General features: G+C 68.0%; 19 protein-coding genes. 9 read left to right on the forward strand and 10 right to left on the reverse strand.

Annotated features, from left to right (window positions below):
• Positions 1 to 134: 134 nt before the first annotated feature.
• From glpF to JHD77_RS13135, 5 genes are all read left to right on the forward strand, one after another.
• Positions 135 to 974 carry a glycerol uptake facilitator protein GlpF gene (glpF, locus tag JHD77_RS13115; RefSeq protein ID WP_003092166.1) on the forward strand — a complete coding sequence of 280 codons (840 nt, stop codon included), beginning with the start codon at positions 135 to 137 and terminating at the stop codon, positions 972 to 974.
• 39 nt (positions 975 to 1,013) lie between these two features.
• The gene (gene glpK / locus JHD77_RS13120) at positions 1,014 to 2,531 is read left to right on the forward strand and encodes a glycerol kinase GlpK (RefSeq protein WP_003092168.1); all 1,518 of its coding nucleotides are present in this window, start codon (positions 1,014 to 1,016) and stop codon (positions 2,529 to 2,531) included.
• 205 nt (positions 2,532 to 2,736) lie between these two features.
• A complete protein-coding gene (locus JHD77_RS13125; RefSeq protein ID WP_003092173.1) occupies positions 2,737 to 3,492 on the forward strand; it encodes a DeoR/GlpR family transcriptional regulator in 756 nt (251 codons plus the stop codon).
• Between the two features lie 277 nt (positions 3,493 to 3,769).
• Entirely contained in the window at positions 3,770 to 5,308 is a 1,539-nt protein-coding gene (gene glpD / locus JHD77_RS13130) for a glycerol-3-phosphate dehydrogenase (RefSeq protein ID WP_003098460.1), read from the forward strand.
• Between the two features lie 132 nt (positions 5,309 to 5,440).
• Positions 5,441 to 5,770 carry a GlpM family protein gene (locus JHD77_RS13135; RefSeq protein ID WP_003119370.1) on the forward strand — a complete coding sequence of 110 codons (330 nt, stop codon included), beginning with the start codon at positions 5,441 to 5,443 and terminating at the stop codon, positions 5,768 to 5,770.
• A 16-nt stretch (positions 5,771 to 5,786) separates the two neighbouring features.
• Here the strand turns inward: JHD77_RS13135 and JHD77_RS13140 are convergent, their stop codons facing one another.
• Positions 5,787 to 6,773 carry an alpha/beta fold hydrolase gene (locus JHD77_RS13140; RefSeq protein ID WP_003098462.1) on the reverse strand — a complete coding sequence of 329 codons (987 nt, stop codon included), beginning with the start codon at positions 6,771 to 6,773 and terminating at the stop codon, positions 5,787 to 5,789.
• Positions 6,774 to 7,071: 298 nt separating this feature from the next.
• Here JHD77_RS13140 and metR point away from each other — a divergent pair, with 298 nt between their 5' ends.
• A complete protein-coding gene (gene metR, locus JHD77_RS13145) occupies positions 7,072 to 7,992 on the forward strand; it encodes a transcriptional regulator MetR (RefSeq protein WP_003109716.1) in 921 nt (306 codons plus the stop codon).
• 5 nt (positions 7,993 to 7,997) lie between these two features.
• Here the strand turns inward: metR and JHD77_RS13150 are convergent, their stop codons facing one another.
• Genes JHD77_RS13150 through JHD77_RS13175 form a run of 6 tightly spaced genes read right to left on the reverse strand, consistent with a single transcriptional unit; the run spans position 7,998 to position 15,868 of the window.
• Complete coding sequence (locus JHD77_RS13150) at positions 7,998 to 9,248, reverse strand: OprD family porin (RefSeq protein WP_031755787.1); 1,251 nt, start codon at positions 9,246 to 9,248, stop codon at positions 7,998 to 8,000.
• Positions 9,249 to 9,300: 52 nt separating this feature from the next.
• Entirely contained in the window at positions 9,301 to 10,506 is a 1,206-nt protein-coding gene (locus JHD77_RS13155) for a 3-oxoadipyl-CoA thiolase (RefSeq protein WP_003109714.1), read from the reverse strand.
• Between the two features lie 22 nt (positions 10,507 to 10,528).
• Positions 10,529 to 12,061 (reverse strand): 3-hydroxyacyl-CoA dehydrogenase, encoded by a 1,533-nt coding sequence (locus tag JHD77_RS13160; RefSeq protein ID WP_023123051.1) that lies wholly within the window; start codon positions 12,059 to 12,061, stop codon positions 10,529 to 10,531.
• Entirely contained in the window at positions 12,058 to 12,855 is a 798-nt protein-coding gene (locus JHD77_RS13165) for an enoyl-CoA hydratase (RefSeq protein WP_074231186.1), read from the reverse strand. The genes JHD77_RS13160 and JHD77_RS13165 overlap by 4 nt, the downstream gene beginning before the upstream one ends.
• A 59-nt stretch (positions 12,856 to 12,914) precedes the next feature.
• Positions 12,915 to 14,102, reverse strand: a complete 1,188-nt coding sequence (locus JHD77_RS13170; protein WP_003143270.1) for a CaiB/BaiF CoA transferase family protein — start codon at positions 14,100 to 14,102, stop codon at positions 12,915 to 12,917.
• Positions 14,103 to 14,140: 38 nt separating this feature from the next.
• On the reverse strand, positions 14,141 to 15,868 hold the full coding sequence (locus JHD77_RS13175; protein ID WP_031755784.1) for an acyl-CoA dehydrogenase family protein: 1,728 nt from the start codon (positions 15,866 to 15,868) through the stop codon (positions 14,141 to 14,143).
• Positions 15,869 to 15,981: 113 nt separating this feature from the next.
• Here JHD77_RS13175 and JHD77_RS13180 point away from each other — a divergent pair, with 113 nt between their 5' ends.
• Together JHD77_RS13180 and JHD77_RS13185 are read left to right on the forward strand one after the other, a co-directional pair.
• The gene (locus JHD77_RS13180) at positions 15,982 to 16,869 is read left to right on the forward strand and encodes a LysR substrate-binding domain-containing protein (protein WP_003092195.1); all 888 of its coding nucleotides are present in this window, start codon (positions 15,982 to 15,984) and stop codon (positions 16,867 to 16,869) included.
• Between the two features lie 218 nt (positions 16,870 to 17,087).
• Positions 17,088 to 18,497: an MFS transporter gene (locus tag JHD77_RS13185; protein ID WP_003159507.1), complete on the forward strand. Its 1,410-nt coding sequence runs from the start codon at positions 17,088 to 17,090 to the stop codon at positions 18,495 to 18,497.
• Here the strand turns inward: JHD77_RS13185 and JHD77_RS13190 are convergent.
• The 3 genes from JHD77_RS13190 to JHD77_RS13200 all read right to left on the reverse strand — a co-directional run bounded on the left by JHD77_RS13190 (position 18,494) and on the right by JHD77_RS13200 (position 21,994).
• Positions 18,494 to 19,567 (reverse strand): bifunctional transcriptional activator/DNA repair enzyme AdaA, encoded by a 1,074-nt coding sequence (locus JHD77_RS13190; RefSeq protein ID WP_003119362.1) that lies wholly within the window; start codon positions 19,565 to 19,567, stop codon positions 18,494 to 18,496. The genes JHD77_RS13185 and JHD77_RS13190 overlap by 4 nt on opposite strands.
• An 89-nt stretch (positions 19,568 to 19,656) precedes the next feature.
• The gene (locus tag JHD77_RS13195) at positions 19,657 to 20,979 is read right to left on the reverse strand and encodes an APC family permease (RefSeq protein ID WP_003138044.1); all 1,323 of its coding nucleotides are present in this window, start codon (positions 20,977 to 20,979) and stop codon (positions 19,657 to 19,659) included.
• 199 nt (positions 20,980 to 21,178) lie between these two features.
• Entirely contained in the window at positions 21,179 to 21,994 is an 816-nt protein-coding gene (locus JHD77_RS13200) for a carbon-nitrogen hydrolase family protein (protein WP_031640474.1), read from the reverse strand.
• A gap of 127 nt (positions 21,995 to 22,121) precedes the next feature.
• On the opposite strand from JHD77_RS13200, the gene JHD77_RS13205 reads away from it, so the two are divergent.
• On the forward strand, positions 22,122 to 22,907 hold the full coding sequence (locus tag JHD77_RS13205; protein ID WP_003092207.1) for a helix-turn-helix transcriptional regulator: 786 nt from the start codon (positions 22,122 to 22,124) through the stop codon (positions 22,905 to 22,907).
• The last annotated feature ends 7 nt before the right edge of the window (positions 22,908 to 22,914 follow it).

A 22,914-nucleotide genomic window follows, 5' to 3' on the forward strand; every position in this document is an offset into this window, starting at 1 on the left:
AACCGGAGGGTCGTTTTTCGGACAAACGTTCATCTTCGCGCTTTGACAGCATTCCTTTGTGAATATATTTTTTCGAAACTGAACAATTTTCACGGCTGCCCGCCATAATTACAAGAACAGACAAGAGAGGCCCCATGACCACCGCCGCCCCGACCCCGTCCCTGTTCGGCCAATGCCTGGCCGAGTTCCTCGGCACCGCCCTCCTCATCTTCTTCGGCACCGGTTGCGTCGCGGCCCTGAAGGTCGCCGGCGCCAGCTTCGGCCTGTGGGAAATCAGCATCATCTGGGGGGTCGGCGTGAGCATGGCGATCTACCTCAGCGCCGGCGTCTCCGGCGCCCACCTGAACCCGGCGGTGAGCATCGCGCTGTGGCTGTTCGCCGGCTTCGAGGGGCGCAAGCTGCCGTTCTACATCACCGCCCAGGTGGCCGGTGCGTTCTGCGCCGCAGCGCTGGTCTACACCCTCTACAGCAGCCTGTTCATCGAGTTCGAACAGGCGCAGAACATCGTCCGCGGCAGCCAGGACAGCCTGGCCCTGGCCTCGGTGTTCTCCACCTATCCGCACCCGGCGCTGTCGGTCGGCCAGGCGTTCCTCGTCGAAGTGGTGATCACGGCCATCCTCATGGCGGTGATCATGGCCCTTACCGACGACGGTAACGGCCTGCCGCGCGGTCCGTTGGCGCCGCTGCTGATCGGCCTGCTGATCGCCGTGATCGGTAGCGCCATGGGCCCGCTGACCGGTTTCGCGATGAACCCGGCGCGCGACTTCGGCCCCAAGCTGATGACCTACCTGGCCGGCTGGGGGCCCATCGCCTTCACCGGCGGCCGCGAGATTCCCTATTTCCTGGTGCCGATCTTCGCCCCGATCCTCGGTGCCTGCCTCGGCGCCGGCGGCTATCGTGTACTGATCGCGCGCCATCTGCCGAGCGCCGCGGCGCCCGCCGAAGCCGAGCCGGAGAAGGTTCGCGCTTCCTGACCGCCCGCTCTTTCCTGCCATAGCCACAAGGCCACAGCCATGACCGACAAGCACAACAAGAAATACGTCGTCGCCCTGGACCAGGGCACCACCAGTTCCCGCGCCATCGTCTTCGACCGCGATGCCAACGTGGTCAGCCAGGCCCAGCGCGAGTTCGCCCAGTTCTATCCGCAGGCCGGCTGGGTCGAGCACGACCCGATGGAAATCTGGGCCACGCAGAGTTCGACCCTGGTCGAGGCCCTCGCCCAGGCCAGCATCGAGCACGACCAAGTGGCCGCCATCGGTATCACCAACCAGCGCGAGACCACGGTGGTCTGGGACCGTCACAGCGGTCGGCCGATCCACAACGCCATCGTCTGGCAGTGCCGGCGCAGCGCGGCGATCTGCGCGCAGCTCAAGCGCGACGGGCTGGAAGACTACATCCGCGAAACCACCGGGCTGGTCACCGATCCGTACTTCTCCGGGACCAAGCTGAAGTGGATCCTCGACAACGTCGAAGGCGCCCGCGAACGCGCGCGCAACGGCGACCTGTTGTTCGGCACCATCGACACCTGGCTGATCTGGAAGCTCACCGAAGGCAAGGTCCACGTCACCGACTACACCAATGCCTCGCGGACCATGCTGTTCAATATCCACAGCCTCGACTGGGACGCACGGATGCTCGAGGTGCTCGACATTCCCCGCTCGATGCTACCCGAGGTGCGCAACTCTTCGGAGGTCTACGGCAACGCCCGGATCGGCGGGGTCGGCGGCGGCGAGCTGCCGATCGCCGGGATCGCCGGCGACCAGCAGGCCGCCCTATTCGGCCAGATGTGCGTGGAACCGGGCCAGGCGAAGAACACCTACGGCACCGGCTGCTTCCTGCTGATGCACACCGGCGACAAGGCGGTGAAGTCCACCCATGGCCTGCTCACCACCATCGCCTGCGGTCCGCGCGGCGAGGTCGGCTACGCCCTGGAGGGCGCGGTGTTCAACGGCGGCTCCACGGTGCAGTGGTTGCGCGACGAACTGAAGGTGATCAACGACTCCTTCGATTCCGAATACTTCGCCACCAAGGTCAAGGACAGCAACGGCGTCTACCTGGTACCGGCCTTCACCGGACTCGGCGCGCCCTATTGGGACCCCTATGCGCGCGGCGCGGTGTTCGGCCTGACCCGTGGAGTCAAGGCCGACCACCTGATCCGCGCTACCCTGGAATCCATCGCCTACCAGACCCGCGACGTGCTCGACGCCATGCAGCGCGATGCCGGCGAACGCCTGCGCGCCCTGCGCGTCGACGGCGGGGCGGTGGCCAACAACTTCCTCATGCAGTTCCAGGCCGACATCCTCGGCACCCGCGTGGAACGTCCGGTGATGCGCGAGACCACCGCCCTCGGCGCCGCCTACCTGGCCGGCCTGGCTTGCGGCTTCTGGAGCAGCCTCGACGAGCTGAAGAGCAAGGCGGTGATCGAGCGGGTGTTCGAGCCGGAGTGCGACGAGCCCCGGCGCGAAAAGCTCTATGCCGGCTGGAAGAAAGCAGTGGAGCGCACTCGCGGCTGGGACGACGGCGAACTGTGACGAGCTGGCGCCATTCGTCCGCCGCGATGCGGCGAATGGCGTGTTCCCCGGCGCCGCTCTGGCATGCCCTGGGTAACGTTTGCGCGCGGCGGCCGGGTGCCGCCGCGGCGCCCTCTACGACTCATGCACGGCTGACAACGGCCCCCCGCGTGCGGCATTCTTGGCGACTTTCCAGGGTCCCGGCCCGGCAGCACGAGAACAACCCATGAACCTGCCCCCCCGACAGCAAAGCATCATCGAGGAGGTCCGCGAGCGCGGTTACCTGAGCATCGAGGAGATGGCGCAGATGTTCGCGGTCACCCCGCAGACCATCCGCCGCGACATCAACCAGCTCGCCGAACAGGGACTGCTGCGCCGCTACCACGGCGGTGCGGCCTACGATTCGAGCATCGAGAACACCGCCTACACCATGCGCGCCGACCAGATGCGCGACGAGAAGCAGCGCATCGCCGAAGCCGTGGCCAGCCTGGTGCCGGACAACGCCTCGCTGTTCATCAACATCGGCACCACCACCGAGGCCATCGCCCGCGCCCTGCTCAACCACCGCAATCTGAAGATCATCACCAACAACCTGCACGTGGCCGCCACCCTCAGCGCCAAGGAAGACTTCGAAGTGCTGGTCGCCGGCGGCACCGTACGCAGCGACGGCGGCATCGTCGGCCAGGCCGCGGTGGACTTCATCCAGCAGTTCCGCGTCGACTTCGCCCTGGTCGGCATCAGCGGCATCGACGAGGATGGCAGCCTGCTCGACTTCGACTACCAGGAAGTGCGCGTATCCCAGGCGATCATCGACAACGCGCGGCAAGTGTTCCTGGCCGCCGACTCGAGCAAGTTCGGGCGCAACGCGGTGGTCCGCCTGGGACCGATCTCGCTGGTCAACCGGGTCATCAGCGACAGCCCGCCGCCCGCCGCCATCGCCCGCCTGATGGCACAGCACAAGGTTCACCTGGACCTGGTCTGAGGCATTTCCCCTGCCACGGCGCCGTTCGGCGCCGTGAATGTTCGTTTCAGAAAAACCACCTGCCGCCCCCGTCCATGCGCCGCGATCCTCGGCGGCCGCTTTCCCGCATGCGGAAGAGGGGCTGTTCCCGCGCGGACGGGCAAACCGGTAGCGCCCGGGCAACCCTTCGAAATTGAAAAAGCCTGGTGAATCGGGCTGGTCAATAACTGCGCAATCGACTAAGCTATTTTCGAATTCGAACAAAACTACGTTCACTTTCGACTTCAGGGCCTTTCACATGAGTCAAGCGCACACCCCCTCCGCTCCACTCGCCGAAGTCTACGATGTCGCCGTGGTCGGCGGTGGCATCAACGGTGTAGGGATCGCCGCCGACGCAGCCGGGCGCGGCCTGTCCGTGTTCCTTTGCGAACAGCACGACCTGGCCCAGCACACTTCCTCGGCCAGCAGCAAGCTGATCCACGGCGGCCTGCGCTACCTCGAACACTACGAATTCCGCCTGGTCCGCGAAGCCCTGGCCGAGCGCGAGGTCCTGCTGGCCAAGGCGCCGCACATCGTCAAGCCGCTGCGCTTCGTCCTGCCGCACCGTCCGCACCTGCGCCCGGCCTGGATGATCCGCGCCGGCCTGTTCCTCTACGATCACCTCGGCAAGCGCGAGAAGCTGCCCGCCTCGCGCGGCCTGCGCTTCACCGGCAGCAGCCCGCTGAAGGCCGAGATCCGCCGTGGCTTCGAGTACTCCGACTGCGCGGTGGACGATGCGCGCCTGGTGGTGCTCAACGCGATCTCCGCCCGCGAGCACGGCGCCCACGTCCATACCCGCACCCGCTGCGTCAGCGCCCGTCGCAGCAAGGGACTCTGGCACCTGCACCTGGAGCGCAGCGACGGCAGCCTGTATTCGATCCGCGCCCGCGCCCTGGTGAACGCCGCCGGCCCCTGGGTGGCGCGCTTCATCCAGGACGACCTGAAACAGAAGTCGCCCTACGGTATCCGCCTGATCCAGGGCAGCCACATCATCGTGCCGAAGCTGTACGAAGGCGAGCACGCCTACATCCTGCAGAACGAAGACCGCCGCATCGTCTTCGCCATCCCCTATCTGGACCGTTTCACCATGATCGGCACCACCGATCGCGAGTACCAGGGCGACCCGGCCAAGGTGGCGATCAGCGAAGAGGAAACCGCCTACCTGCTGCAAGTGGTGAACGCCCATTTCAAGCAGCAACTCGCGGCCGCCGACATCCTGCACAGCTTCGCCGGCGTGCGTCCGCTGTGCGACGACGAGTCCGACGAGCCTTCGGCGATCACCCGCGACTACACCCTGTCGCTCTCCGCCGGCAACGGCGAGCCGCCGCTGCTCTCGGTGTTCGGCGGCAAGCTGACCACCTACCGCAAGCTGGCCGAATCGGCGCTGACGCAGCTCCAGCCGTTCTTCGCCAATCTCGGCCCGGCCTGGACCGCCAAGGCACCGCTGCCGGGCGGCGAGCAGATGCAGAGCGTCGAGGCGCTCACCGAGCAACTGGCCAACCGCTACGCCTGGCTCGACCGCGAACTGGCGCTGCGCTGGGCGCGCACCTACGGCACCCGGGTATGGCGCCTGCTGGACGGGGTCAATGGCGAAGCCGATCTCGGCGAGCACCTGGGCGGCGGCCTGTATGCCCGCGAAGTGGACTACCTGTGCAAGCACGAGTGGGCCCAGGACGCCGAGGACATCCTCTGGCGCCGCAGCAAGCTCGGCCTGTTCCTCTCGCCGAGCCAGCAGGTGCGCCTCGGCCAGTACCTGCAGAGCGAGCATCCGCATCGCCCGCGGGTGCATGCGGCCTGATCGCCAGCCAGAAACGTCGAGGCCCGCTTTTGCGGGCCTCGTTCGTTATGGAAGGGTACGGGACGATCCGGGCATAATGCGCGACGCCACCAAGCCGGTGGCGCCGCCGCAGTCGAGAATCCCGTGGACCTGATGTTCAAGGCGCTGATCGGCGCCGCCGTGGTCGTGCTCCTCGCCGTCCTGTCGAAGACCCGCAACTACTACATCGCCGGCCTGGTGCCGCTGTTTCCCACCTTCGCCCTGATTGCCCACTACATCGTCGGCAAGGGCCGTTCGCTGGACGACCTGAAGACCACCATCGTCTTCGGCATGTGGTCGATCATCCCCTACTTCGTCTATCTCGCCGCGCTCTACCTGCTGGTCGAGCGCTTCCGCCTGGAGACCTCGCTGGCCCTGGCGGCGCTGGCCTGGCTGGTGGCGGCAAGCGTGCTGGTGGGCCTCTGGGTACGCCTGCACGCCTGAGACCGCGAGCGCGGCTTCAGAGCTGGACGACGCTGGCCTGCCGATGGGCCTTCAGGTAAGGCACCACCGCCGCCAGCAACGGCTCCTTGAAGGCTTCCTGGAAGCGATGGGCGAGACCGGGGATCAGCTTCAGCTCCGAGCCACGGATATGCGCCGCCACGTGCACGCCGTGCATCACCGGCAGCAGCGGATCGGCGGTGCCATGGATCACCAGGGTCGGCACCTGCAGACGGTTCAGCAGCGGCACCCGGCTGGGTTCGGCGAGGATCGCCAGCAATTGCCGCTGCACGCCTTCCGGGTTGAACGCGCGGTCGTAGGAACGTGCGGCCTGCAACAGGAGCTGCTGGCGATCGTCGCGCACTTCCGGGCTGCCCAGCGCCGCCAGCAGGTCGGCCTGCTGCTCAACCGCCTGCTCGCGGCTGGCCGCCTCGCGCCGCGCCAGCAGGCGCAGCAGCGACTCGCTGGGCGCCGGCAGGCCTTCGGCGCCGGAGCTGGTCATCACCAGGGTCAGGCTGAGCAGGCGCTGCGGCGCCATGTCGGCGATGTGCTGGGCGATCATCCCGCCCATGCTGGCGCCGAGCACATGGGCCTGGGGGATATCCAGCGCGTCGAGCAGATGCAGGGCATCGCCGGCCATGTCGGTGAGGGTATAGGGCGCGCTGACCGGCAGGCCGAGGCGATAACGCACCACTTCGTAGGTCAGCCGCGAACTGGGCACCGGCACGTTCCAGGCCGACAGGCCGACGTCGCGGTTGTCGTAGCGGATCACCCGGAAGCCTTGCTCGCACAGGGCGCTGACCACCTCGTCCGGCCAGTGGATCAGTTGCCCGCCCAGGCCCATCACCAGCAGCAGGGCCGGATCGCTGTCGCGGCCGATGCTCTGGTAGGCCAGGCGCACGTCGCCCAGTTCGACCGTCTCGGTAGGTACGCGTGCGTCGCAACGCGCCGCCGCAAAGGAGGAGAGGCTGCACAACAAGGCGGCCAGGAAGATGAAAGCACGCATGAAGAAAACCCAGAACGCAAAATCCCAGTGGAGCGCGATTCTGATTAAATTTCGTCCAGCGCGCTGCCACAGTAGCGTGACAGTTTGATGAATGCCGCCAGGCGGTCGTGGCGTTGTGGCTCTGCGGCGTTGCGCCGCTGCTCCGGGCCGCCGTCCCGTGTGCCGGGCTATTCTCCCCGTCGCTCCACGATTGCGCGCTCTGCGGGATCGAGGCCATCGCTTGTCGACAGCCCCTGGCGTATGAGACAAACTCAACGAATCCGCACCGCTATCAAGTTTTGCTCATACAGAGGCCGCCATGCTCGAACTTCGCCACCTCAAGACCCTGCACGCGCTGCGCGAAGCCGACAGCCTGGTGGAAGCCGCCGAGCGCCTGCACCTTACCCAGTCGGCGCTGTCGCACCAGTTCAAGGAACTGGAAGAGCGCCTGGGCATGCAGTTGTTCGTGCGCAAGACCAAGCCGGTACGCTTCACCAGCGCCGGGCTGCGCCTGCTGCAACTGGCCGACTCGCTGCTGCCCCAGCTGCGCACCGCCGAGCGCGACCTGGCGCGGCTCGCCGGCGGTACCGCCGGACGCCTGCACATGGCCATCGAATGCCACAGTTGCTTCCAGTGGCTGATGCCGACCATCGACCAGTTCCGCGACGCCTGGCCGGAAGTCGAACTGGATCTGGCCTCGGGCTTCTCCTTCGCGCCGCTGCCGGCCCTGGCCCGCGGCGACCTCGACCTGGTGGTGACCGCCGACCCGATCGAGTTGCCCGGCATCACCTACGTGCCACTGTTCACCTACGAAGCGCTGCTGGCGGTGGCCAACCAGCATGCCCTGGCTGGTCGACCGTACGTCGTCCCGGAGGACCTGGAGCGGGAAACCCTGATCACCTATCCGGTGGAACGCGATCGTCTCGACGTCTTCACCCGCTTCCTCGACCCCGCCGACGTGGAGCCGGCGCAGGTGCGCATAGCCGAGCTGACCGTGATGATGATGCAGCTGGTGGCCTCCGGTCGCGGCGTCTGCTGCCTGCCGAACTGGGCCCTGCACGAGTACAGCTCGCGCGGCTACGTGACGGCCCGGCGCCTCGGTGAAAAGGGCCTGTACTGCACGCTCTTCGCCGCCATCCGCACGGACATGTTCGATGCGCCATTCATGCGCGACTTCCTGCTCACCGCCAAGGACACCTCCTTCGCCACCCTCGAAGGGGTCAGCGCCGCCAAGGGCTGAGCGGCTCAGAACAGCGACAGCTCATAGGTCAGGTACAGGCGGTTCTCGTCGATGTCGCGGCTGAAGGCCGAACGGTAGGTTGCGTTGCGCCAGACCAGCCCCAGTCCCTTCAGCGGACCGCCCTGCAACACGTAGCGCAGGTCGCTGTCGCGTTCCCACTCGCGACTGCCGTCGGCGCCCTTCGGTTTCGCGCCGTGGCCGCTGAAATAGCGCGTCATCAGGCTCAGGCCGGGCACCCCGAGCGGCGCGAAGTCGCAGTCGTAGCGCAGTTGCCAGGAGGATTCGCCAGCCTCGGCGAAGTCGTTGTACTGGCCGAAATTGACCAGGTACGGATCGGTCCCCTCCAGGTAGGGGAAACCGTGGTCGCCGCTCATCCGCTGGTAGCCCAGGCCGAAGGCCTGGCCGTTGCGCAGGCGGTAGGTGAGCGACCCGCTGAAGGAACGGTTGTCGATGCGCCCGCCGCGAGCGCCGCCGGTATCCCGGCTGAGCGCCAGGCGCAAGTCGCTCTCCAGGCTATCCGCAGCGACGCCGATGCGCCCCTTGAGACCGAGGAAATGCTGGGCGTAGACCTGCTCCAGTTCGCCATAGTGGTAGCTGCCGGTCCAGTCCGGGGCGATACGGTAGTCCAGGCCGGCCAGGTCGAAACGGTCCGCCTGCGCCGCGCCGGCGAAACGCCGGTTGCGGTTGAACAGCGCCAGGTCGCTGGTGCCCGCCTCGTTGCGCTGGCTGACCTCGGTCAGCCGTCCCAGGTTCAGGCTCAGTCCGCTCAGTTCGCCGGAAGTCAGCAGCGCGCCCTGGAACACCTGGGGGAATAGCCGCCCGTAGTTGGGCTGGATGGTCGGTAGCTTCGGCACCAGGCCGCCGATCTTCAGTTCGCTGCGCGACAGGCGCAGCTTGGCGGTCGCGTCCAGCCGCGCGTAGTCGCCCGCCGCGCTGCCATCGTCGCGAAGCGGAAGCAGGCCGGTGCCGCTACGCCCCGCGCCGGAATCGAGTCGGACGCCGAGCTTGCCCAGCAGGTCGAGACCCACGCCGAGGGTGCCCTCGGTATAGCCCGAGCGGTAGTCGAAGAGAAAGCCCTGGGCCCACTCCTCGCTTTTCGCACGCCCCGCGCCATCGCGGAAGTCGCGGTTCATGTAGAAGTTGCGCAAGGCCAGGCTGGCCCGCGAGTCTTCGAGGAAGCCCTCGGCCAGGGCGGGAACGCTATCGCCGGCAAGGATCGGCAGCAGGAAAAACGCGCATTTCTTGTTGTTGTTCATACGCACTCCGGACGGGCGCCTGGGCGCCTCTTTTTCTAGGGGGAACGGTGTCTCATCGGCAGCGCTCGATCACCATCGCCACGCCCTGGCCGAGCCCGACGCACAGGCTGACCACCGCGTAGCGCCGCTCGATGCGTTGCAGCCCGCGGGCGGCGGTGAGCACCAGGCGCGCACCGGAGGCGCCGAGCGGATGGCCGAGGGCAATGGCGCCGCCATGGGGATTGACCCGCGGGTCCTCGTAGTCCAGGCCGAGCAACTTCAGGCAGGCCAGGACCTGCGGCGCGAAGGCTTCGTTGATCTCGATCAGGCCGACCTCGTCCAGGTCGATGCCGGCGCGTTGCAGCGCGCGGAGGATCGCCTGCTGCGGGCCGATGCCCATCAACCGGGGCTCCACGCCGACGCTGGCGCTGGCGAGGATCCGCGCCAGCGGCCGGATGCCCTCGCGCTCGCCGATCGCGCGGTCGCCCAGCAGCACTACCGCCGCCCCGTCGTTGATCCCCGAGGCATTGCCGGCGGTCACTACCCCGCCGGCGAACAACGCCGGCAAGCGCGCCAGGGCCGCCAGGTCGGCCTGCGGCCGCGGATGCTCGTCGCGCTCCACCAGCCGCGTCTCGCCCTTGCGTCCGGCACGCACCTCCACCGGGAGTATCTCGCCGAGGAAAAAGCCCTCCTCCAGCGCAGCCTGGTAGCGCGCCTGGGAAGAAGCGGCGAAACGGTCGGCGTCTTCGCGGGCGATGCCGAAGGCGCGGGCCACGTTGTCGCCGGTCTCCGGCATGCTGTCGTTGCCATAGCGCTCGACCAGCCTGGGGTTGGCGAAGCGCGCGCCGATGGTGCTGTCGAAGACCTCCAGCGTGCGGCTGAAGGCGCTCTCCGCCTTGGCCATGACGAACGGCGCCCGGGACATGCTTTCGGCGCCGCCGGCCAGGTACAGCCGGCCCTCGCCGCAACTGATCGCGCGCGCCGCGTCGATCACCGCCGACAGTCCGCTGGCACACAAGCGGTTGACCGTCTGCCCAGGCAGCCGCGCCGGCAGGCCGGCTGCGAGCAGCGCGTTGCGCGCCAGGTTGCGGCTGTCTTCGCCGGCCTGGTTGGTGCAACCGAGGATCACATCCTCCAGGTCGTCGACGGCGAACCCGGAGGTTTCCGCGAGACGCGCCAGCAGCAGGCCGGCCAGGTCGTCCGGACGCACCGTCGAGAGTGCACCGGCATGCCGGCCGAAAGGCGTACGCAGGCCGGCGTAGATATAGGCATCGAGCATGGTGTGTTTCTCCGCGAAGGGATCAGGAGGCCAACGGGCTGTCCGGCTGGCGCAGGGAAAGGCCCAGTTGGGCGCGCCGGCGCAGCCAGGGGCTGGGGCGATAGCGCGGGTCGCCGCTGAGCGCATGCAGGCGTTCGAGGATGCGCAGCACGCGCCCGGCGCCCAGTCGGTCGCCCCACTCCAGCGGCCCCAGCGGATAGCCGAGACCGAGGCGCACCGCCAGGTCGATGTGCTCCACCGAAGCGATACCCTGCTGGGCGATGTCGCAGGCGAGATTGACGATCGAGGCGAGGGTGCGCTGGACGATGAACCCGGCGCTGTCGCGAATCAGCGTGACGCCCACGCCGTCCCGTGCGAACAGGGTGCGAGCCGCCTGCTGCAGCTCCGCTCGGGTCGCCGGGCAGGCCATCAGGCAGCGGTGTCGCTCCAGGTCCGACAGCACGTCGATGGCCAGGCTGCGCGTCGGATCGACGGCGAACCGCCGCGCTGCGGCGCTGACGTCGGCGCCCAGTGGCGCAAGCAGGCACAACGCCGCCCCGGAAGGACGCTCGCCGCTCTCCACCTCGGCGCCCAGACGTTGTAGCAACATCAGCAATGGCGCGCGGTCATGTTCGTCGTCGACGCCCAGCCACACCGGCGGCAACGCCGCGCCTGGCGCAACCGCCGGGGCGGCGACGGGCACCTGCCCAGCGCCGTCGTAGCGGTAGAAGCCCTGGCCGCTCTTGCGCCCCAGGCGGCCGGCGGCGAGCATCTGGCGCAGCAAGGGATGCGGACGATAACGCGGCTCCTCGTAGTACTGCCGGTAGATCGACTCCATCACCGGCAGGCTGACGTCCAACCCGACCAGGTCGAACAGCTCGAACGGGCCCATGCGGAAGCCGGCGCCCTCGCGCAGGACTTCGTCGATCGCCGCCACCGGCGCCACGCCCTCGCCGAGGATACGCAGCGCCTCGGTGCCGAAGGCCCGTCCGGCATGGTTGACGATGAAGCCGGGGCTGTCCGTGGCACGCACCGCCTGGTGGCCGAAGGTCGCCACCAGGGCGCACAGTCGCTCGGCGATGCCGGTGCGGGTGGCGAGACCCTCGATCACCTCCACCAGACGCATCAGCGGCACCGGATTGAAGAAGTGCAGACCGGCGACCCGGCCGGGATCGCGACAGGCCGAGGCGATCGCGGTAACCGACAGCGAGGAGGTATTGCTGGCGAGGATCGCTTCGTCGCCGACCACCTCTTCCAATTGGCGGAACAACGCCTGCTTGGCCTCCAGGTTCTCGACGATCGCCTCGATCACCAACTGGCAGCCGCGTAGGACCCGCAAGTCCTCGACCACCCGCAGATTGCCCATCGCGCGCTCGACAGCCTCCGCCTCCAGCCGGCCCCGCTCCACCTGCCGGGCAAGGACCGTGGCGATCTGCTCGCGCGCTTGCAGCGCCGCCCCCTGGCGGCTGTCGTAGAGCAGCACCGACAGCCCGGCACAGGCAGCGAGCTGGGCGATGCCCTGGCCCATGGCACCGGTACCGACGATACCGATGAGAACGATCGGTGGCTCGCTCATTTTCCCAGGTACTCCGCTGTGCGTTTTTCCAGGAAGGCACGCATGCCCTCCTTCTGGTCGTGGCTGTCGAACAGCAACTGGAAGGCCTTGCGCTCCAGCGCCAGGGCCTGGTCCAGCGGCAGGTCGGCGCCGGCCAGGACCACTTCCTTGATCTGCGCCAGCGCCAGCGGCGGCAGGCCGGCGATCTGGCGAGCCAGTTCGAGGGCGCGTTCCAATGCCTGGCCATCCGCCGCCACCTCGCTGACCAACCCTATGGCCAGGGCCTCCGGCGCCCGTACCGTGCAACCGGTAAACAGCATGCGCAGCGCCTGGAACTTGCCCACCGCTCGCACCAGGCGCTGGGTGCCGCCGGCGCCGGGCATCACGCCGACACGAACTTCCGGCTGGGCGAAGCGCGCCGAGGCACCGGCGACGATCAGGTCGCAGTGCATCGCCAACTCGCAGCCTCCGCCCAGGGCATGGCCCTCCACGGCGGCGATCAGCGGCTTGCGGCAGGCGGCGAGCGCCTGCCAGTAGCGCTCCACCCCGCGCTGCTGGATCTCCAGCACGGACGCCTCCGCCAGTTCGTTGAGATCGGCGCCGGCGGCGAACGCCGTGCCATTTCCGGTGAGGACGATGACCCGGGTATCGGCGCACTCGTCGAGGCGCCGTACGTGCTCCGCCAGAGCCTCGCGCAGGCGCATGTTCAGGGCGTTGAGCACTGCCGGGCGGTTCAGTCGCAACAGGGCCACGCCCTGCTCCGGCCGCTCCAGCAGCACGAGTTCGGGGCGCACCGCCCCAGGGGAGGAATCCATGGCCATCTCCAATTGCCCGGGGATTGAGTTGCACGGTGCAGGCCGTGCCGTGAGGGGTTTCAGGCGCGGACGATGCCGCGCCGGACCAGCGCGTCGATCGCCTCGGCGCTCAATCCCAGTTCCGCCAGGACTTCCCGGGTGTCTCCGCCCAGCACCGGCGGCGCGGCGCGGTAGCTGGCCGGGGTGCGCGAAAGCTTCACCGGCGAGGCGATGCCGCGATAGCCCTCGAGTTCGACGACCATCCCGCGATGGCGGGTGTGCGGGTGCTCCACCACCCGCTCCACCGTGGCGATGGCTCCGCAGGGCACGCCGAGACGGATCAGCCGCTCGGCCAGCTCACGGCCGTCGTGGGCCGCCAGGTAGTCCTCCAGGGCGCGCTTCAGCGCCTCGCGGTTGACCGAGCGCTTGCCGTTGTCGGCGAAGCGCGGGTCCCCCGGCAGTTCATCCGCTCCCAGGTACTCGCACAGGCGGGCGAACTGGCGGTCGTTGCCGACGGCGAGGAAGATCGGCTCGGTACCGGTGCGGTAGCTGTCGTAGGGCGCGATGTTCGGGTGGGCGTTGCCGCTACGCCGGGGCGTACGTCCGGAAGCGAAGTAGTTCGGCAGGTGCGGGTGCAGCAGGGAGATACCGCAGTCGTACAAGGCGATGTCCACCGACTGCCCGCGCCCGCTGACCTGGCGCTCGTGGAGGGCGAGGAGGATGCCGGCCATGGCGTTCAGCCCGGTGACCATGTCGACGATCGGCAGGCCGATGCGCAACGCCTCGCCGCCGGCCTCGCCGTTCACGCTCATCAGTCCGGCCATCGCCTGGATCGCCGCGTCGTAGCCGGGCAGGCCGCCGAGCGGGCCGTCGGCGCCGAAGCCCGATACCGCGCAGTGGACCAGCCGCGGGAAGCGCTGGCGAAGCACCTCCTCGTAGCCGATCCCCCAGCGCGCCAGGGTGCCGGGCTTGAAGTTCTCCAGCAGTACGTCGGCGTCCTCCAGCAAGCGCAGCAGCAGCTCGATGCCCTCCGCCGTCGCCAGGTCGACGGCGATGCCCTTCTTGTTGCGGTTCACGCCCTTGAAGTAGGACGCCGTGTCGCCCTCGAAGGGCGGCCCCCAGCCACGGGTCTCGTCGCCGCCGAGGGGTTCCAGCTTGATCACCTCGGCGCCGTGGTCGGCCAGCGCCTGGGAGCAGTAGGGTCCGCCGAGGACCCGGCTGAGATCGATGATTTTCAGGCCACGCAGGGCGCCCGTCTGATTGGTCATGGCGACTCTCTGGTTGTTGTGAGCGGGAATGCGGGCAGTCAGGCCGGCAGCAATTGCATGGCTTCGGCCTGGCTCAGCGGCACCTCGCCGACCAGCCTGGCCAGCAGTTCGGCCTGGTCGGTCCAGCCCTCCAGGTACAGCGGGTCGCGCGGCAGCAGCTTGTGCCGGGCGACCAGGAAGGCCAGGGCCAGGCGGCGCTGGTCGGGTGCCTGGCGGCTGGCTTCCCAGGCCATGAAGATCGCCGTGCACAGGTGGTAGAGGGCGCTGCCGGCCTGGCGCACCTGTTCATCCTGGCGGCGCTCGGCGACGTCGGCCATGGTCGCGACCACTCGCACCAGCAGTTCGTCGAAGAGGTCGCGGGCGTCCCCTGGCAGGTCGCTGTCATCCAGCAGCCGGCGCAGGTGGCGCTGCAAGGGTTCGAGCGCCTGTTCGCGGCTCACCGCACGGGCGACGTCCAGCGCCACGATGTTGCTGGTGCCCTCCCAGATCGACCCCAGGTGGGCGTCGCGCACCAGCCGCGGGTCGCTCCACTCCTCGATGTAGCCGACCCCGCCGCGCACCTCCATGGCGTCGCCGGTGACCCGTCGCGCATCGCGGCAGGCGCGGAACTTGATCAGCGGGGTGAGGATCCGCACGCATTTCTGCGCCTCGACCTCGCCGCCATCGGCGCGCGGCAGCAGCGTGGCGATCTGCATGAACATCGAGCGCGCCTGTTCGGTGGGCAGCATCATCTTCAGCAACTGCTTCTGCATCAGCGGCATGTCGATCAGGTGCTTGCCGAAGGCGCGCCGATGGCGGGCGACGAACAGCGCCTCGCTCAGCGCCCGGCGCATCAGCCCGGCGGCGCGCACGCCGTTGGACAGGCGCGACATGTTGACCATGTCGGCCATCTGCTGGAAGCCGCGGCCGATCTCGCCGATCAGGTAGGCGCTGGCGCCTTCCAGGCGGACTTCGCCGCTGGCCATGGAGCGGCTGCCCAGCTTGTCCTTCAGGCGGACGATGCGATAGGCGTTGCGCGTGCCGTCCTCGCGGACCTTCGGCAACAGGAACAGGGTCACGCCCTTCATTCCTTCCGGCGCGCCTTCGGGGCGGGCCAGGACCATCGCCAGGTCGGCGTCCGGGTTGGAGCAGAACCACTTGTCGCCGTAGAGCTTCCACTCGCCGCCCTGCTCCCGCGCCACGGTACGGGTCCGCGCCACGTCGGAGCCGGCGGCCTGCTCGGTCATGAACATGGCGCCCTGGAACAGCTCGTCGAAATCCCGCGAGGCGAGGGACGGCAGGTAGCGCTCGACCAGTTCTGGCGCGCCGAACCTGCGCAGGGTGCGGGTCAGCGAGTCGGTCATGCTGACCGGGCAGCAAAGGCCGAACTCGGCCTGTACGAACAGGTGGGTGAGCGCATACTTCACCAGCGGCGGCGGGCCGTCCGGGCGATGGCTCATGGAAGCCAGGCCAAGTTCGGCATAGGCCACCTGTTCGAGGGCGACGTAGTCCGGATGCTTGCGAATGCTCTGCAAATCCTCGCCGCGGCGGGTGCGCGGCGCCAGCACCGGCGGGTTCTTGTCCGCCACCAGCGCCAGCACGTCCAGCTCGCCGCCGGCACGGGCGCCGAGCCGTTCGAGGAGCGGCCGCCATTCGGCGAGCAACGCCGGCGGCAGGTATACCTCCAGCAGCCGCTCCAGGGCCGGATCGCAGGTGTAGAGATTCAGCCCACGGCTGTCGGGGATGTTCAGCGTATCTTCGCGAAGTACTTCGGGCATGGCGGTCATGGCGCGGCTCCTGCTTGTCTTGCGCCGAGACTAGGCGAGTGCTTCGATAAGCATCCAATACAAAAAAAATCATCGACGATAAGAAAAACAGATCGTAGAACCAGGTGCCTGCCATGGATCTCAGACAGCTTCGCTACTTCATCGCGGTCGCCGAGGAACTGCATTTCGGTCGCGCCGCGGCTCGCCTGTTCATCTCCCAGCCGGCGCTGAGCTTCGACATCAAGAAGCTGGAGGAACAGCTCGGAACCCAATTGCTGCTGCGCAACAACAAGTCGGTGAAGCTCACCGGCGCCGGCCAGGTCCTGCTGGTGGAAGCGCGCAACCTGCTGCTGCAGGCAGAGAAGGTGAAACGCCTGACCCAGCTATCCGCCGAGGGCGACGTCGGCCAACTGCGCGTCGGCTTCGTCAACTCCATGCTCTACCGCGGCCTGCCCAGGGCCATGTCCCGCTTCGAACGGGAGCACCCGAACATGGAGGTGGTGCTCGGCGAAATGAACAGCGCGGAGCAGGCCCAGGCATTGCAGCGCGGGCAGATCGACCTGGGCTTCGTGCACTGGGGCAGGCTGCCGGCGGAAATCGTCTCCGAACCCTTGATCAGCGACCCGTTCCTCTGCTGCCTGCCCGCCGGGCACCGCCTGGCTGGCCAGGCGCGTCTGGACCTCGCCGAACTGCGCGACGAAGACTTCATCCTCTTCCCGCGCCATGTCTCCCCGCACTACCACGACCTGATCATCGCCCGCTGCGTGGACGCCGGCTTCAGCCCGCGCATCCGCCACGAGGCGCGCCTGTGGCAGACCGTCGCCGCCATGGTCGGTCTCGGCATGGGCGTCGCGCTGATCCCGGAGACCCTCTGCCTGGCCTGGCGGAACGAGGTGCGCTACCTGGAAATCGAGCCGGCCGGCGCGCGTTCGGAGATCCACGCGATCCTTCCGGCCAGCGAACCTTCCCGGGCGGCGCAGGCGTTCCTGGCGACGCTGAAGAGCGGCCTGGACGACGCCTGAGCGAGGGCTGACGGAAAACGTCGATATGGAATCCCTTATCGAGCCATAAGATTAAAAGACTATTGATTTGCGGGGGTGCCACCTAGACTCCGAGGCACCCGGGTCAACACCGACGCACGCTTTCCCTCCACGGAAACCAGCGTTTCCGCCCCGCCTTTCAGCGAAGGGCGGTAGGGCGCGGCGTGTCGGCGAGAACAACAATAAACAGGACTCGACCCATGCCGCGCACGCCCTCTCCCGAAGACGCCGACCTGCACAAGAAGGCCCGCAGGGCCGGTATCGCCTCCTTCATCGGCACCACCATCGAGTGGTACGACTTCTACATCTACGGCCTGGCCGCCGCCCTGGTGTTCGGCAAGGTATTCTTCCCCGCCGACATGGATCCGGGCCTGGCCACCCTGCTGTCCTTCGTCACCCTCTGGTCGGGCTTCATCGCTCGCCCGCTGGGCGGGATCATCTTCGGCCATCTCGGCGACCGCATCGGCCGCAAGACCACCCTGGTGATCACCCTGATCATGATGGGCATCGCCACGACCTGCATCGGCCTGTTGCCGGTCTATACGCAGATCGGCATCTGGGCGCCGATCTCCCTGGTGGCGCTGCGTATCGTCCAGGGCATCGCGGTCGGCGGCGAGTGGGGCGGCGCGATCCTGATCGCCAGCGAAAGCGCGCCCAAGGGCAAGGGCATCCTGTACGCCGCCTTCGCCCAGCAGGGCTCGCCCACCGGCAACCTGCTGGCGACCCTGGTGTTCTTCGCCCTCAGCGCCCTGCCCGCCTCGGACTTCATTCTCTGGGGCTGGCGCGCGCCGTTCCTGCTCTCCGCAGTGCTGGTCATCGTCGGCATGGTGATCCGCCTGAAGCTGGAGGAGTCGGAAGACATGAAGCGCGTGCTGGCGCAGAAGCGCACGGTGAAGCTGCCGCTCGCCGAGGTGCTGGGCAAGCACTGGAAGATCGTCCTGCTCGGCGCCGGCGTGCTGCCGATCATCCACGTCACCTACTTCAAGAGCACCTTCGCCCTCTCCTGGGCGACCAAGACCCTCGGCTACAGCCAGGGCACCTTCCTCAGCATCATCGTGGTCGCGCTGGTGGTGCAGTTCCTCAGCCAGCCGCTGGGGGCGCTGCTCACTTCGCGCATCGACATGCGCAAGGCGGCATGCCTGATGGTGCTGCCGGAGTTCATCCTGATGCCGGCGATGTTCTTCGCCGTGGAAACCAAGGTCTACTGGATCGCCGCGGTCGGCATGTGCCTGGCCACGGTGCCGCACGCGATGTTCTACGGCGCGGTGGGCGGTATCCTCGCCCGAGCCTTCCCGGCGCGGGTGCGCTACACCGGCCTGTCGCTGGCCTACCAGCTCTGCTCGCTGCTGGTCGGCGGCGGTACGCCGGTACTGGCCCAGTGGATTCTCAACAGTACCGGCAGCATCGTCGGCGTGGCCCTGGCCTCGGCCTGCTACGCGCTGGTCTCGCTGGCCTGTACCCTGGCCCTGTTGCGGATCACCGGGTTCCACGCCAGCGACCTGTCGACCGCCGAGCGCGCCGACGCCGAGGACTTGCAGCGGCCCGCAGCGGTCGAGCGGGAACCGGTGTTGCGCGCCCCCGCCCGGCTTCTGGGCGGCGATCCCGGCTAGCCGGCAGCGCCCATGCGCCGCTCGTGCTCCAGCAACCAGCGCTTGCGCCACAGGCCACCGCCATAGCCGGTCAGGGAACCGTCCGAACCGATGACGCGGTGGCAGGGAATCACGATGGCGATCTGGTTGGCTCCGTTGGCGCGGGCCACGGCGCGCACCGACGACGGCGAGCCGATGGACCTGGCCAGCCCGGCGTAGCTCTGCGTGCTGCCGCACGGTACCTCGCGCAGCGCCTGCCAGACCGTGCGGGTGAAGGCCGAGGCGTTCAGCGCCAAGGGGGTCTGGAAGCGCACTGGAGTACCGCCGAAGTAGTCGGCGAGCTCCGCCTCGATCCTGTCGATGGAGGCGAAACGGCCGAAACCGATGCTCGATCCGCTGCTCTTCTGCAGGCGTTTCAGCTCCCCGCTCAACGCCGGGCGGTCGAAGAATTCCAGCAGGTGCAGGGCCTGCGCATCGGCCACCGCGAGCATGGCGCCGAGCGGGGTCTGCAGCCAGTCCGCCTTGAGCAGCTCGCGCCCGCGCAACTGCGACGGCGGCTCGCCCAGCAGCCGCGCGAAGGCGCTACGGAAGCCGCTGTCGGAGTCGAAGCTGGCATCCAGTTGCGCGTCGATCACCCGCGCGCCCGAGGACAGCCGCTCGGCGACCTGGCCAAGACGGCGCAGGCGAGCCATTTCCAGAAAGGTCACGCCGAACTCGCGCTTGAAGGCACGGCGCACGGTGGACGGGTCATAGCCCAGCGCCGCCAGGTCGTCTTCGAACCAGCGCCGCTGCGGTTGCCGACCGAGGCGCTGGAGCAGGTCGCTGACCAGCGGCCCCTGCGTGCCGAGCCGCTCCAGCGGCCGGCAACGCAGGCAGGGTCGGAAGCCGGCCTCGACGCAGCCCTTGATCGAATCGAAGAACAGGGTGTTCTCGCGCTTCGGCTTGCGCGCCGGGCAGGTCAGGCGGCAGAACACCCCAGTGCTCTTCACCCCGACGAAGGCGAAGCCATCGTAGGCGGGGTCGCGCGCCAACAGCGCGGCATACAGGGTGTCGTCATCGGGAAGGGGAAGGAACAACGCTGCGTCGGACATGGCCGGCTCCGGAACCAGGGAGGCGATGGATAGCCACTCTAGGCCAGGAGCCTGCGCCTTGCCGCCGCGAAACGGGCGTCGATTCTTTCTCAGCCCTCCTCGAAACGCATCTCCGGCGGCTGCTCGCGGAAACCGTGGGTGATCGCCGCCAGGTACACCGCGCCCAGCGCCAGCCAGCAGAGGCCGAGGATGATCGCCAGATGGTCGAGGCTGGCCATCAGCCACAGGTCGGCGACCAGGCCGATGCCAGGGAATACCAGGAACAACAGGGTTTCCCGTGGGCCGCGGCGCTCGGCGCCAAGGTAGTAGTGGAAGACCACCGACAGGTTGACCAGGCTGAAGGCGAGGAAGGCGCCGAAGTTGATGAACGAGGTGGAGGTGGTCACGTCCATCTGCAGCGCCAGCAGGGCCACCACGCCGCACAGGACGATGCTGTTCACCGGCGTCTCGAAGCGCTTGCCGAGACGCCCGAAGAACGGCCGCGGAAGGACGCCGTCGCGGCCCATGGCGAAGAGCAGGCGCGAGGCGCTGGCCTGGGCCGAGAGGCCGGAGGTGAACTGGCCGACGATCAGGCCGACCAAGAAGAAGGTCACGAACAGGTCGCCACCGATGTTGCGGGCGATCTCGTAGGCCGCCGAGTCCGCGCTGTCGAAGGCGAACGACGGGTGCGCCAGTTGCACGAAGTACGAGGTGACGATGAAGATCAACCCGCCCAGCAGGGTGATCAGCAGGATCGCCCGCGGGATGTTGCGCCGCGGGTCGCGGGTTTCCTCGGTCAGGGTGCTGACCGCGTCGAAACCGAGGAACGAGTAGCAGGCGATCGCCGCACCGCTCATCACCAGCGGTACCTGCAGGTCGCCACCGAGCAACGGTTGCAGCGACCATAACGGCTTGCCCGGGTCGCCCAGCACGTAGTGCACGCAGAGCGCGACGAAGGCGCCGAGGACCAGGAACTGCACCAGCATCAGCAGGCCATTGACGTTCTTCGCCAGGCGCAGGCCGACGATGTTGATCGTCGTGGTCACGCCGATGAACGCCAGCACCCAGACCGCGTTGGGTACCGCGGGAAAGGCCGAGTGCAGGTAGGCGGCACCGATCAGCCAGATCGCCATCGGCAGGAACAGGTAGTCGAGCAGCACCGCCCAGCCGGCGATGAAGCCGAGCCGGGAATCGATGGCCTTGCGCACGTAGGTATAGGCCGAGCCGGCCACCGGGAAGGCCGCGGCCATGCGCCCGTAGCTGAGGGCGGTGAAGAGCATCGCCAGGGAAGCGGCGATGTAGGCGGCGGGGACGTGTCCCTGGGTGGTCTCGGCGAGGATGCCGAAAGTCCCGAGGACGATGATCGGGGTCATGTAGGCGATGCCGAACAGCACCACGGAACCCAGCGACAGGGTGCGCTTGAGTCTGGCCATTACTGCTTACTCCGGAATTATCGTTTGTTATGGCAGTGGCCCGCAGCCGGCCGGGCCGCGGGGCGCAGGGGCCTCCCCTCACCCGGGAGACCGGCGGACGCTCGGGCGCCCATCGTTGTGCTACGGCTTTCCGGGCCGATCCTCGCCCGCTCGCTGGCGGACGGAGGACGACGCGACGCTCCTGTCGCGCCGCGGTGAATCAGGGAATCAGCAGCTCGCGCAGGCCGTCCGGGCGCTCGCGGCGCTCGCCGGGCAGGACCAGGCGACGCTCTTCGAGGTAACGGTAGTCCCGACGCGCATCCTGCAACCGGCCGAGGTCCAGTTCGACGATCTGCCGGCATTCTTCGCGCCCGGCCTCGCAGAGCAACTGGCCGTAGGGATCGACCACCGCGCTGCCGCCGGCGAAGACCAGCCCGCCGTCGCCATGCCCGACGCGGTTGACCATCACCGCGTAGGCCTGGTTTTCCATGGCGCGGGCCATGATCGCAGTGCGATGGGTCGGGCCATAGGGGTCCATGTTGCCATTGGTCACGATGATCAGTTCCGCACCCAGTTGGCCGAGGGCCCGCGCGCTTTCCGGGAACTCGATGTCGAAGCACACCAGCAGGCCGACCCGGATGCCGTTCCACAGGGCGGTGGCGTAGCGGTCGCCAGGCGTGAAGATGCCGCGGTCGGAGGCCCACAGGTGGGTCTTGCGGTATTTCAGGGCGATGCCGTCGGGAGCGATCAGCAGGGTGGTGTTGTAATAGCGGCCGGCGTCCGCCTCGGCGATGCCGATCGCCACCGAAACGTTACGTTCACGGGCGACGCGCTGCACCGAGCTGACCGTCGGGCCGTCGAGCGGCTCGGCGAGGGCGGCGATGTTGTCTTCGCTGGGGAAGCCGGTCAGGTGGGTTTCCGGGAACACCACCAGTTCGGTGTCCGCCGCACAGTCGGCGATGGCCGCCAGGGCGCGCTCCAGGTTGTGCGCGGTGTCGCCATCGCGACCGGCGATCTGGACGAGTTCGACTTTCATCGGAATTCCTTGTTGTTCTCGGCGCTGTTCGGCACGCGCGCTGTTCGTATGCAGGGGTCGGCACAGTATGCTTGGCGTTCCCCGCGCCGATAATTACGTCCGAGGGTTAACCCAACAGGGGTAGAAGATGAGTTTCACCTTGCAGGACATCGCCTGGCACCGCTCCGTCGGGCAACTGGTCGAGGCGCTGGATGCGCCGGACTTCTGGATTCGCCTGGTACGCCTGCTCGAACAGTACGTTCCGTTCGACAGCTGGGTGGCCCTGCTGTTCAGCCAGGGCCGGCCACAGGTGTTCGCCGAATGCCCGGGCGCCGACGGCGGGCCGGATCCGCTGTTCCAGGACTACCTGCGAGGCCTCTACCTGCTCGACCCGTTCTACATCGCCAGCCGCGAGAACCCGTGCAGCGGCCTGTTCCGTCTGGCCGACGTGGCACCGGAATGCTTCGAGCAGACCGATTACTACCAGCGTTACTTCCGCCTCAACGTGGTGGCCGATGAAATCCAGATCAACGTCCAGCTCTCCGGCGAACGCACCCTCTGCCTGTCGCTCGGCTCGCGGCGCCGCTTCACCCCCGAGCAACTCGCCGTGCTCGGCCTGGTGCGGCCCTGGGTGGCCGGGCTGATGCGCCAGCGCCTGGCCTTCGAGGACGAAGTGTTGAACAGCCCCGCGGCGCCGGAGCCGGGCTGGCAGGGTTCGCTGGAGAAGGTCGCGGAGCAGATGGGCACGCCGCTGACGGCGCGCGAACTGGAGGTCGGCAGGCTGATGCTCAGCGGCTGCTCGAGCAAGGAGATCGCCCGCAAGCTGGCGATCTCGGCGGAAACCGTGAAGGTCCACCGCAAGCACATGTACGGCAAGCTCGGCATCAAGTCGCAGTCCGAGCTGTTCGGCCTGTTCCTCCAGGCCCAGGGCTGACGGGACG

It is taken from the genome of Pseudomonas sp. P20, from assembly GCF_016463925.1.
GTDB classification, from domain to species: domain Bacteria; phylum Pseudomonadota; class Gammaproteobacteria; order Pseudomonadales; family Pseudomonadaceae; genus Pseudomonas; species Pseudomonas aeruginosa.